This window comes from Polyangium fumosum (assembly GCF_005144585.1).
GTDB classification, from domain to species: domain Bacteria; phylum Myxococcota_A; class Polyangia; order Polyangiales; family Polyangiaceae; genus Polyangium; species Polyangium fumosum.
On record NZ_SSMQ01000142.1, the window covers coordinates 1 to 11,969 of the forward strand.

Below are 11,969 nucleotides of genomic sequence, written 5' to 3' on the forward strand. Positions count from 1 at the left end.
CGGCAGCGGCGGCGCGGGCGGCAGCGGCGGCGTAGGCGGCGCGGGCGGCGCGGGCGGGACCGGCGGCTCCGGCGGAATGGGCGGCTCGGGCGGCGCCGGTGGAATGGCCGGCTCAGGTGGGATGACGGCCACGACGGGCGCCGGCGGGGACGACGAGCCCCGTGTCGTGGCCGTGGGCGGCGGTTGCACCTGCCAGGCCGCAGGCCAGGGCGCGACGCCGCTCGCGCCGCTGGCCGGGGCGGTCGTACTCCTCGGCGCGGCGGGACGGCGGGCCGGCGCGCGTCGGCGACGAACGATGGAGTGACGAGCGGATCAGGTGAGCACGAGGTTCTTGACCGGGCCTCGGAGCCCACGTTTGCGCAAGGTGGTCTGGAGCTTCTTGTACTGCGGCGTATGCGGGAGGAGGTTGTTCCTGCCCGAGGCCACCCAGTGGATCTCCCGCGGAAGCGCCGCGAGGTTACGTCGCGAGGCATCCTGGAGGAACGTCAGGAGCCAATCGAGCTTCTTTTCGACGACGGAGATCTCGCTCGTCTCCGCGGAATGAACCTCGATGTAGTAGGCAGTCACCCCCTTGGAGCCGTCGTACCCGACGACGTAGTCCCATCGACTGGACTCCGGGTGCGTCGGTCGGCAATCGTCATCGATCCCCACGCTCCCCAGGACCTTGCTGGAGTCCTCGCCGGAGATCTGCCCCTTGCCTTCGCTCTTTTTGATGGCCTGGAGCCCCTTGCGATAGTGCAGGGGTTTGCAGGCGTTCACGGCGTCGCGGAACGTATCTTCCGGGGTCGCACGCTTCTTCTTGGCTGTCATCGGGAGACCGCCTCGCCCACGATTTGCGCGATGCGTCCTGAGAAGCCGCTGAGCCCGCCCCAGCCGGAGACGCTCGGGTTCTCGTCGCCAGGGTCGAGGGTGGAGATGTCTTCCGTGACCACGCCACCTTCGGTGCGGTGAAAGTAGTAGGTGCGACACTCCTTCTTTAGCGCGGATTTCAGAATATTCTGAATGTGCGTCGTCGGAGAATCGAGGTTGAACACGCGACAGAGCGCCCCAACGCCAATGCTCGGCTTTACGCTAGAGAGCTCTCGTATCGCCCATACCAGATCCAGCACCACTGGGGAATGCGTTGACAGTACCACCTTATAATCCCGCAGAAGGAGCTCCAACACGAGTAGCCCAAAACTTATGATGGCCTGCGGATGCAGCCCCATTTCCGGCTCTTCAATCACGACGGTCGCGATACTAGGGTTCCGATAGTTTAGGGGCAGTTCCATGAGCCGATAGAGGCCCAGCAAGAGCGGCGTGAACTCTCGCTGTCCCGCGGACCATGCGTTGTAAGGTAACGTCGAGTTGCTCCCAGGGGGCTTCAGCACGAGCCTTTTCCGTGTTCCTTCTTTCTCCATCTCCAGCATTGAGCCAACGTAAACGGACGCATCGACGACCGAGTGCAGCCCCGGATCGAAGCCCAATGGCTTCGGGAAAGAGGAAAATTTCTTTCGATACCTGAAGCCCTCCTCCATGAATCTTCGAATGGTTTCGCTGAATCTTCGGATGGCGTAGGAATCGCCGGCAGCATACGCCATGAACGGCTTTGGCCAGCCATCTTGAAGCACGAGCACGCGTTGCGCTGGAATTAAGGATACCGTCTCCATGAGGGGCTCGCCGGAGGGAGGATCCACGACCTTATTGAAGTCGACAGGCTTGCCGTCGCGAAGAATCACGGTACTTTCCTGGATCACCTCCTCCAGGCCACCACCGAAATAGATGCTGCAGTAATCGCGGACGGGGTCGTCCCCATCTGCCCATTCGAAACCGTGTTCGTAGAGATCGTAATCAATGGCCCCAGCGTCCTGAACGGCCCTATAAAGCTGCACGAAAAGGCTCTTCCCGGTCGCCTGGGGACCCACCAGAACGGTCAGATCCCCGAACTCGACGTCGCCTTCCTTGATGGGCCCGAACCCCCGGACTTGCAGCCGCTTCATGCTTCTCTGTGCGCAGGCAACCACAAGTCCGGGGACCGGTCAACGATCGCTCAGGTTGTTCACCCCGGAACAGCCTCACCCGACGGCTGCTCGCTCGTCGTCGTCTCCGCCGGCGTAATCTCCTCCCCTGCGAGCGCCCGGCTCGTCGGCCGCACGCGCTCGGCGAGGTCTTTTCGGCCCGCCAGCCGGAAGAGGCCGACCAGGCTATCGGCGATGCCTTGATGCTCCTCCACCCACGCGAGCACCTGCTGATCCCGTCGCCCAAGCTGATCCGCCAGCTCCTGCTCCTCGCGCCGCATGGCCTCCAGCGCCTTGTTTAGCACGTCGGCCTTCTTCGAGAGCGTCTCGGCCATCGCCGCGCTGTCGAACGTGACGCCGTCGACGGTCACGACGAACGGCTTTTGCGTCATCAGGCCCGACACGCTCCGCGCGTGGCTCACGAGGTCCCGGGGCACACGCGGCGTATCGCCCTCGAGCGCGTAGGAGCGAAGCCCGCTCGCGCCGAGCGCGTCCGCGACCATCGATTTGACGCGAACAGCGGCCCGGACGAGGTCCTCGGTGGCCGTGTCGCGCTCCTCGCGCAGGCCCACGTCGTCGGCGCGCTCCGCGACGACGCGCAGCTCGGCCGCGTCGAGGGATTGGGCCGAGGCGCCGAGGGTATCCGACAGAAACCCCAAGAGGACGAGGAAAACCTCCTTCGTCGCTTTCGTCTCCGCCCCTTGCACGGAGACCGCGCGCGCCGCGAGCTTCGCGGCCACCTGCTCCGCGTGCGCCTCCGCCGCGCTGACGACATGCCCGCTCGATTGCATCCGATTGTCGATCTGCCTGGACTTCTTCGCCACAAACACCTCCCTCATCGCATCCGGGCAATCTCGGCCCGGCGCAGAAGCGAGAGACGAGCGCCGAGACGTGGCGCAGGAATGCCGGCACGATCCCGACGGTCGCGAAGGCGTTCCGTAAAGTACGCCGAGCCTTCGCGGCGGTCGATCCGTGGACCCGTCGACCCAGGGACGGCTTCGCGGCGGTCGGTTCGGGGATCCGGGAACGACGTGGCGTCGGCGCGGCGGTCGGGACGGCGAGGCGCAGGGGGCGGGGCGCAGGCGCGGCGGTCGGGAAGGCGCGGTTCTGTACTCTACGTCGCATCCCTCCGGTCATGGCGGTTGCTTGCGGCCTCTGCGCTGGCCACGCGGACATCTTCGCGCTTCCCCGAGTACGTGGAGCTTCTTACGTTTGGGGAGGGTGACATCGTGAGAGCACTTGCCATCCTCCTCATCCATCTTGGCCATGGGTGGTGCCCTTGGGGGATGTTCGGACGACTCCGACTTTGCGTCCGATCCTTGCGCCCAGAAGACCTTCGCTTGCCAGAACAGTTGTTTCAAAGCCGGCGCAGGTTCTGGTTGCCAGGCTTGCTGTAACGAAGCCGGCAATGCGTGCAGGAAGAAAGAGGACCACAGCTTCTTCTCGTGCCCTGACAAGGAATAGAACACCCTCGGCGGCACGCTTCCGGAACGCAGAGTCATTCCCATGAAAACAATTCCGCTCGCACTCGTGGCTCTGGGACTCATCACCAGCTCACGCCCAGGCTGCGGCCCGTTCCGACCGGAGCGAGAACGAAACGAGTCGGAGGCGAAGCCGCTGCGACAGGAGTGCAACGACGCCGCCTCGCGATGCTACACGAGCTGCTTCAAGCGAGAGGCGAGCCAGAGGTGTGGCTCTTGCTGCTTCGAGCAGATGATTCAGTGCGACGATGGCGCGAAATACGCCTTCGAGTCGTGCGAGGCCATCGACCCCGCCCGATCCCCTCCACCGAAGCGCCCGGGAAGACGCCTTCGCCCTGACCTGCTGCCTGCGTGCGCGCACGCCCTTGGCGCTCAACCGCCCCGAAACACCTGCCCACGCGCCCGCGCAAACGCCTCGAACGAGCGCGGCGCGCGCCCGGTGACGCGGAGGACCGTCTCCGTGACGCGATCCTCCGCGCCGGCCCGGATGGCCGCGTCGAGCCCGACGAGCAGCGCGGCATACGGCGCCGGCATGCCCGCGGCCGTGAGCCTACGCCGGGCCTCGTCATCGTCCACGTGCACGTGCCGCATCGGCCTGCCGGTCACGCGCCCGAGGATCGCCGCCACGTCCGCATACGCGAGCGCCTCGGGCCCCGTGATCACATGGGCCGTATCGTGCGACGTCTCGTCCACGAGCGCGCGCACCGCGACCTCCGCGATATCGTCCGCGTCCACGAATCCCACGCGCCCCGCGCCCGTCGAGGTCACCACCTTCCCCTCGCCGATCAGGCTCGCCGCGTGCGGGTGTTTTGGATCCACGAAGTTCTGCATGAACCACGAGGGCTTCAAGATCGCAAAACCCGGCGCCCGCGCCCGCAGGAATCGATCCACCATGCCGAGCCCCGGAGCGCCCTCGGGAATCGCCGACGAGCTCAGGAGCACGAACCGCCCAACCCCATTCGCGAGCGCGCGCTCGAGAAACGGCACCATGAGCGGCGACGGGTCCTCGACGTTCCCCGGCGCGACCAGGTACACCCGATCCACGCCCGAAAGCGCGGGCCCGTGCGTCGCGGGGTCGGCCCAGTCGAACGCCACGTGATCGCCGCCGGCGAAAGGGGCCCCGCGGCTCGCCACGCGCGCGGCAACCCCGAGTTCGCCGAGGCGCGTGGCAATCCGACGACCGGTGTTGCCGGTCCCGCCCGTGATCAGAATGCGGCCGCTCACGGCGCCCCCACGGCGCTCCGCACAGCGTCCGTCCCGCCAAATGCTTCGAGCGCGAGCCCGACGTTCCAGTATTCACGGTAATGGACGATCTTCCCCGCCCTCGTCCGCAGCACCATGACGTAGTCCTGCTCGTACCGCTTGCCGGTGGCCGGGATCTGCGCCGTGCCGTGCACCTCGGCCAGGGCCACGTCGGGGTCCGTCGTGACATACCGGCGCACGTCGGAGAACGTGAGGCCGACGAAGGTCTGCGGCGTGGGGCGGAAATACGTATCGATCGCGGCCTTGCCTTCGAGGCGCGCCGGCAGCCCGGGCGGGGCGTACGGGAACTCGACCACGGCGTCGTCCGCGAAGAGCTCGACCCAGCGCTGGATGTCCTTGGAAATGAGCGCGAGGTGCTCGTCGAGGGCCTGCGCGGCGTTGTGATGTCCGGTGCTCGTCATGGGAAACCTCTTTCGTTCGAGGGATGCCCGGAAGGTAAGCGTGAGGGGCTTTGCCGCGCGTCCGGATCACACGCCCGCGCGTCCAGCCGTGACGTTGCCGGCCCTCCACGCTAGACTCGCCGCATGCCTCCGGCCTTCGACGAGCTGGCCCGCACGCTCCGCCTGCAAGGCACCGAGGTGCAGCAGGCCGATCTTGGCGCGCGCTGGGGAAAGCAGATCCCCTCGCAAGGCAAGGCGCGCGTCTACGCGGCCCTGCGCGGGGGCGGCTGGGTCGGGCAAAAGGACCAGCGGATCGCGCTCCAGCAAGGCGAGATCGTCTTCTTGCCCCGCGGCGACGCGCATTCGGTCCGCGACAAGCCCACGACGCCGGTCGTCGGCTTCGCCGACCCTTATTGCAAGGCCCTCCGGCCCTCGGGGCCGAACGCGATACGCACCGAGGCGCCCCCCGAGACCCGCCTCGTCATCGTCGATTTGCGCTTCGACGCCGCGGGCGCGCCGTGGCTCTCGCTCCTGCCTTCGCTCGTGCACCTGCAAGGCTCGCATCCGGGGCTCGCCCGGTGGCTCGGCGAGACCTTGCACCTGCTCGCCGAGGCGCCCGATCTCTCGCCTTCCCTGCGGGATGGAATCGTGGAGGCGTTCGGGCACACGCTCTTTGCTTGTGCGCTCCGCACGCTGGCCTCGCCGCTGCCGGGCCGCGAGGCCTTGCAGGACGAGCCCCTCGCGGCCGCGCTCGCCGAGGTGCGGGCCGCGCCCGAGCAGAGCTGGGAGCTCGGCGAGCTCGCGCGGCGGGTCGGGCTCTCGCGCTCGGCCTTCGCGGCGCGCGCGACGGCCCTGCTCGGCGAGCCGCTCGGCAGCTACGTGCGCCGCCTGCGCCTCGACCGCGCGGCCGCGCTGCTCGCCGGGACGGCGCTGCCCATCAAGGTGATCGCGGCGCGTGTCGGTTACGACAGCGAGGCGGCCTTCACGCGGGCATTTACGCGCGCTCACGGCAAAGGGCCGCGGGATCATCGGCTCGCGCACGCGGCAGGGCGCGCAGGGGCGGATTCGTTCGGCCCGGGGCAGAGCGACGCGCCTTCGTTCGCCGATCCGTAGGGCCCTCTGCGGCTTTACGTCGCCCCGCGGGGGCACGAGACCTGGGGCATGCACGCGCCCTTCCACCGGCTCCGTCGGAATGTCCCCGTCATCGCCGCGCTGAGCCTCACGCTCCCGACGTGCACGTCCGAGGCGCCGCCGGGCGAATCCACAGCGTCTCTGCTTCGCCCGCAGATCGACGAGGCGCTCGTCTTCGCCGAAGCGCGGACGCGCGCCACGATCGACGAGCTCAGGGCCGCGGATCCCAACCAATTCGCCTCCCTTTTCCCGGTCGTGACGAAACCTTCGCCGCCCGACCTCGGGCGCTGGGAGCAGAAGCCCGTGGAGGATTGGCGCAGCGGCTTTTTCCCGGGCGTGGTGTGGGAGCTTTATCGGCACGGGCGTGCCCCGCAGATGCGAGGAGCCGCGCTCGCGTGGACGGCAGCCCTGACGGCGCTCGAGAATACCCCGATCGACCATGATCTCGGGTTTCGTTTCCTCCCGACGTTCGGCGAGGCGCTCTCCGCATTGCGCGAGAGCGACGACCCGGGCGGCGCTTGGCGGAGACGCGCGCGGGCCGCGATCCAGCGGAGCGCGTTCGCGCTGGATCAGCTCTTCGATGCGGGCGCCGCGCCGGTCGGCGCCTATCGCGCGTTTCCGCTCTCGAACGATTACGTCGCGCCTTATCCCGTGTACATCGACAGCATGATGAACGTCGCGTTGCCCTTGCTCGCCTGGGACCTCGAAGGCCGTCCCACGTCTGGGCCCGTGCGCGTCCTCTACGAGCACGCCGTGGCCCACGCGAAGACGGTGATGGCCGAGAACGTGCGCCCCGACGGCAGCACCTACCACATCGTCCAGCACGAGGACGGCCCCGGGCCCGGCGCAGGCCGGATCCACAAGAAGATCAGCGATCAAGGGTTCGCCGCGGAATCCACGTGGTCACGCGGGCAGGCCTGGGCGATTCATGGATTCACCACGGTCTATCGCTACACGAAGGACGATCCCTCGGTCGATCCAGGCCGGTTCCTCGAAACGGCGAAACGCGCCGCCGATTATTTCATCACGCACCTGCCGAACGACACGCGGGACCCCTACAACCACGTCCCCGGCGACTTCGTGCCGCCCAGCGATTTCGACGCGGCCCTCGGCGAGCCCGCGGGCCCCTGGAACGACGCGAACGGCGATGGCGTCCTCGGCGACAGGCGGCCCGGCACGTTTACGTTCACGGCGCGGGACTCGTCCGCCGCCGCCGTCGCCGCCGCGGGCCTGCTCGAGCTCGGCGCGCTCGTCGACGACCCCGCGCTCCGGGAGCGGTATCTCGGCGCGGCCGAAAACATTCTGTTTTCCCTGCTCACCTTCCGCGATCCCGACGGGAAGCTCGCGTATCTGGCGGTGGACTCTCCGCACCGAGGCCTTCTGGCGCGTGGCTCCACGTCCTACGGATTGCCCCAGCAATCGCTCTCCTTTGGGGATTTCTACTTCCTCCAGGCCCTGCGCCGCTGCCTTGCGCTGGAGACGCGGGCGGGCGAGGCGCGTCGATGCGGCAAGACCGCCGATCCTGGCCGGTGAGCGCTCGCCATTCGACGAGCGACAACACCCGATCGTTCTCCATCTCGTCGGTCGCGCCGAGGGCGAAGCGGCCACTCACCAGGTTGAGGTCGCTCCGGAAGCCCGCGCTCGTGTCGAGGCTCCGCGCATCGATGCGGAGGCTGCCGCGCTCGGGGTTCGGATGGAGCAACGTATTGTGCAGGAGCACGTTCCCGGTGCTTCCAGTCGCGCGGCTCGGCGGCCGCTGCCATTCCGGGAGCGCAGGAAGGTTCGCGCTGGGGCAGGTCGAGGACCCGGGCGGGGCGCAGCTCGCGATCTGGATCGCGTACCGCGCGTCGTGCGCCATGAGAATGAGATTGTCGAGGACACAATTGCGGCGGGATCCCTCCGCCCCGTCGACCTGGAAGAGCGCCACGCCCGAGCCATGGTTGCCGACAAGGACGTTGCGCTGGATCAGCGCGTCCTGCACCCCGTCCAGGTTGATCGCGGCGGCCCCGCCCGCGCCATTGTCGACGAGCAGGTTGTCTTCGAGGACGGCCCCCGAGATGATTCCATCGACCACGCCGGCGCGCGCGCGGTAGTCCGCGCTGTCGAAGTTGTTGTCGCCGTTGAGCTGGATGCCGGCGCGCCGGTTGCCCCAGAGCAGGTTGCGCCGCACGATCGGCCGATCGGCGCTGTTCGACGCGTAGATGCCGTGTTCGGCGCGGGAGCGGGAGCACTCGTTGTCCTCGACCACGAGGTCGTCGGTGAACGACGCGAAGATGCCCCAGCGGCCATTGTCGTCGGCGCGGTTGTGCCGGAGCGTGATGTGATCCGAGACCTGCACATGGATGCCGGCGCCGCCGCGGTGGAGGAGGGCGCCCGCCGCGTCGTGCTCGGCGGCAGGCATTCCGACGATCTCGAATCCTTCGATGGACACGTGGGACGAGCCCCAGACGTAGATCCCATGGGGCCATTTCGGCCAGGAATAGCTCCCCAGGGCGGTGTTGAGCGGGGCGTGCGCCGGCCGCGGGCCCGGCCGGATCACCCGCGCCCCGGGAGCGGCGAGGAAAACGAGGGGATGCTCGGGCGTTCCGGCCTTGTTTTCCAGATTGAACCCGTCGTACTCGCCGGGGCCCACGAATACCGTGTCTCCCGACTGGGCCACGTCTGCGGCATGCTGGAGCGTGCGCCACGGCCGCATTTCCGATCCGGGAGCTGCATCCTCCCCCTCGGGCGTGACGTGGTAGGTGGCGGCCCGGGGCGCGCTCGACGCGAGGGCGGTGACGAGGGCCACCGCCACCGCGATCGTCGCACGTTTGCTCATGATGAGGAGCGTATAAAGCCCGCTCCCGGGCGCCGCGAGGGGGGTTTGATCCCCGGGCGAGAACGCCCGCTCAGGGAGTTCCGGTATACAGATAGGTCCAGACAGGCAGGAACACGTAGCCCCCATTCGCGTCCTTCGGCGAAGGGCTGCCGGCCTGCGTGGAGACGTGGCCGTCGCTCGTGTCCGCGGACGAGAGGAGGCGATGGCTGTCGCCATAAGGCGGCATGGCGCCGTCGACGGAGGTCGGCATGCCGGGCAAGCCGAGATCCTCGAACGATTTCAGGTGCCCCGCGTGCTGCGAATCGGCCGTGTGGGTGAGGGCGTAGAACCGATCGAGGGACGTGAGCGAAGGCGCCTTCAGCCAGGCCTGGTTGCTGTCGAGGGGCCCGGAGAGGCTGACCACGCGGTGGACCAGCCGGTGTTTTCCAATGACCGCCGACGTGCTCGCGCCGTGCGAGATGCCCGAGATGACGATCTTGTCCCAGCGGGGTTTGTCTCCATCGACGAAGTAGGTCCAGTCGCCTTGGGGGTTCTGCGCGGCGAGATGGGCGAGCCCCTTGACGATGCGCGTCTCCAGGCTGTTCGGCGGGGGGATGTCGACGAACGCGTGGTGATCCGTGCCGTCGAAGGCTTCGAGGCGGCACCCCTCGATGTCGTCGCCGCAGTTGCCCACGCCGTAATCGCTGAGGTAGCAGGGGCCGAGCACGTGGAAGCCGAGGCCGGCGAGCACCTCGCCATGGGCATTGGATCCACACGTGGAGGGCGCGCCCGCGCCGTGCAGATACACGACGAGTTCCCCGCGCGGCGCGACCCGCGTGTCGAGGAACGCGACCTGCGTGCCGAGGGCCTGCGTCGCCGCCGGATCCGCCTCGTCGGCCTTGAAGGAGACCTTGTAGAGCTGCGGGTCCGTCGTATCGACGTCGGGCCCGGGATCCCCGCCGCCGGCGCCGCCCACGCCGCCGGCGCCGCCCACGCCGCCGGCGCCGCCCACGCCGCCGGCGCCGCCCATTCCGCCGGCGCCGCCCACGCCGCCGACGCCGCCCGCTCCGGTTCCACCACCACCGCCGCCGCCGGAGCACCCGGCGGCGGCGACCGCGGCGACGAGCAACCACGTGCTCGTGAATCTACGCGCTTCGACTCGCATGGCTCGGTCCTCTCAGCGACCCCGGCGGCGGCGGGCGAAAAGAAGCGCGGCGAGGCCCAGGCCCACGCCCGCGAGGCCCGGCCGCTCGGCGCCCGACACACTGCAACCGCCGGTCTCGAGCACGCGGCGCTCGACGGTGTAATCGAGGATGATCTTGAAGAGCTGCCCTTGGCCCTGGAGGTTGAACTCCTCGTGGTGGACGCCGGGCTCCTTGCCCTCGACGTTGAGGAAGCCCGTCTCGCCGGGGAGGAGCAAGGAATCATCGGTGCCGAACACAGGTTCCGTGGACACGATGTCGTAGGTGCAATCGTTCACGACGGTGACGGTGCCGTGACAAACGCAGCCGTTCTCGGGCTCGATCCGATCGAGGCGCACGCAGGCGGGCTCGTTCCCGAGGACGGCCTCGAGCTTGATGACGGCGTTGCACCCGCCTTCCACCGCCTGCGGGCATCCGGCGTGCGCGGCGCGCGGGGCGAGGGCGAGGGCAACGGCGAAGGGAATGGCAAAAGCAAGCAATTTCATGGCAAGACCTCCGTACCAAGCGACCCTAGCACGAAACATCCGCGCCGCGCCTCCCCCTCGTGAGCCGCATCGCAGGGGGCCGGTCCTCGCGGGCCGGGCGCCCTGGCCCCAGATGACACGGATCTGGCACGAGCGAACCTGCCGAGGCTTGGCGCGTCGTGTCACGATCCGCATGTCCCCGCACGAGGTGAGCCATGTCCGTTTCCCCGACGATCGAGGTTCGGAACCTCCGGTTCGAGACCGACGAGCGGATCCCGCGTTATTGGCACGGAGGGCGGCGGGCCGTCACCCTCTTCTTCGACAACCTGTCCATCTTCTTCCCGGCGGGCGAGCGATTCTTCATCGCAGCCGTGAAGGCCCATCGGGACAGGGTGCAAGATCCCAAGCTGCTCGCGGAGGTCAAAGCCTTCGTCATGCAGGAGGGCATTCACGGGCGCGAGCACGACCGGTACAACGAGATGCTGCGCAAGGAGGGATATCCGATCGACGCGATGGAGAAGCGGGTCGAGCGTATCCTCCGCCGCGCGACGAAGTTCCTACCCCCACGCTGGCGCCTCGCCGTGACGTGCAACCTGGAGCATTTCACCGCGCTGATGGGGCATTTCATCCTCGGGGATCCACGGCTGCTCGAAGGAGCGCACCCGGAGATGGTCGCGCTCTGGCGCTGGCACGCCGCCGAGGAGAACGAGCACAAGGCCGTCGCGTTCGACGTCTACCTCGCGTCGGGCGGCCATGCCTTCGAGCGATGCGCGTTGATGATCCCGACGACCCTGATCTTCTGGGGGAAGGTGATCGAGCACCAGGCGCGGCTGATGCACGAAAACGGGATTCTCTTTTCGGCGCGGGAATGGATCTCGCTCGTCGACTTCCTCTTCTTCCGCCCGGGCGGCATGTTCAAGCTCTTCCTGCACTACCTCGACTCCTACCGGCCCGGCTTCCATCCCTGGGACATGGACAACAGGGACGAGCTCGAACAGTGGAAGGCCTCGTATCGAGGCGCGGCTTCGGCCTAAAACATCGAGCGGTTTGACAACCGCTCGATGTTTTAGGCTTCTTTCGTCCCGAGGGGGACGCCTCGCGTCCCCCTCTCGTCCGGGCAAAGCCCGGACGATTCACCCCCCGAGGACAGTTCTACCCCCCCTGACCCGGCGTAACCAGCGAGATCCGCGCCCTGCTGACGACGGATCGCCCCCGTTGGCGCGCGTGGGTGCCACTTCGGACCCCGTGGCCGCC

General features: G+C 68.1%; 10 protein-coding genes and 1 pseudogene. 3 read left to right on the top strand and 8 right to left on the bottom strand.

The window, feature by feature from the left end:
- Positions 1-304 (top strand): annotated as a pseudogene (locus E8A74_RS50655) (polysaccharide lyase); the annotation flags it as partial.
- A gap of 8 nt (positions 305-312) precedes the next feature.
- Here E8A74_RS50655 and E8A74_RS50660 read toward each other — a convergent pair.
- The 5 genes from E8A74_RS50660 to E8A74_RS50680 form a co-directional block, all read right to left on the bottom strand.
- Positions 313-810: a hypothetical protein gene (locus E8A74_RS50660; RefSeq protein ID WP_136936411.1), complete on the bottom strand. Its 498-nt coding sequence runs from the start codon at positions 808-810 to the stop codon at positions 313-315.
- A complete protein-coding gene (locus tag E8A74_RS50665) occupies positions 807-1,979 on the bottom strand; it encodes an AAA family ATPase (RefSeq protein WP_136936412.1) in 1,173 nt (390 codons plus the stop codon). Before E8A74_RS50665 ends, E8A74_RS50660 begins: the two co-directional genes overlap by 4 nt.
- Positions 1,980-2,038: 59 nt before the next feature.
- Entirely contained in the window at positions 2,039-2,836 is a 798-nt protein-coding gene (locus E8A74_RS50670; RefSeq protein ID WP_136936413.1) for a hypothetical protein, read from the bottom strand.
- A gap of 1,014 nt (positions 2,837-3,850) precedes the next feature.
- On the bottom strand, positions 3,851-4,702 hold the full coding sequence (locus tag E8A74_RS50675) for an NAD(P)H-binding protein (RefSeq protein WP_136936414.1): 852 nt from the start codon (positions 4,700-4,702) through the stop codon (positions 3,851-3,853).
- Positions 4,699-5,142, bottom strand: a complete 444-nt coding sequence (locus E8A74_RS50680; protein WP_136936415.1) for a nuclear transport factor 2 family protein — start codon at positions 5,140-5,142, stop codon at positions 4,699-4,701. The genes E8A74_RS50675 and E8A74_RS50680 overlap by 4 nt, the downstream gene beginning before the upstream one ends.
- Before the next feature lie 123 nt (positions 5,143-5,265).
- Here E8A74_RS50680 and E8A74_RS50685 point away from each other — a divergent pair, with 123 nt between their 5' ends.
- Positions 5,266-6,234, top strand: a complete 969-nt coding sequence (locus E8A74_RS50685) for an AraC family transcriptional regulator (RefSeq protein ID WP_136936416.1) — start codon at positions 5,266-5,268, stop codon at positions 6,232-6,234.
- A gap of 1,333 nt (positions 6,235-7,567) precedes the next feature.
- Here E8A74_RS50685 and E8A74_RS50690 read toward each other — a convergent pair.
- The 3 genes from E8A74_RS50690 to E8A74_RS50695 form a co-directional block, all read right to left on the bottom strand.
- Complete coding sequence (locus tag E8A74_RS50690; protein WP_170230007.1) at positions 7,568-9,070, bottom strand: right-handed parallel beta-helix repeat-containing protein; 1,503 nt, start codon at positions 9,068-9,070, stop codon at positions 7,568-7,570.
- Between the two features lie 70 nt (positions 9,071-9,140).
- Positions 9,141-10,214, bottom strand: a complete 1,074-nt coding sequence (locus E8A74_RS53685; RefSeq protein ID WP_170230006.1) for a BPSS1187 family protein — start codon at positions 10,212-10,214, stop codon at positions 9,141-9,143.
- Between the two features lie 12 nt (positions 10,215-10,226).
- Complete coding sequence (locus E8A74_RS50695) at positions 10,227-10,736, bottom strand: MXAN_0125 family MYXO-CTERM protein (protein ID WP_136936418.1); 510 nt, start codon at positions 10,734-10,736, stop codon at positions 10,227-10,229.
- Between the two features lie 194 nt (positions 10,737-10,930).
- Between E8A74_RS50695 and E8A74_RS50700 the strand changes: the two genes are divergently transcribed.
- Positions 10,931-11,749, top strand: a complete 819-nt coding sequence (locus E8A74_RS50700) for a metal-dependent hydrolase (RefSeq protein ID WP_136936419.1) — start codon at positions 10,931-10,933, stop codon at positions 11,747-11,749.
- The last annotated feature ends 220 nt before the right edge of the window (positions 11,750-11,969 follow it).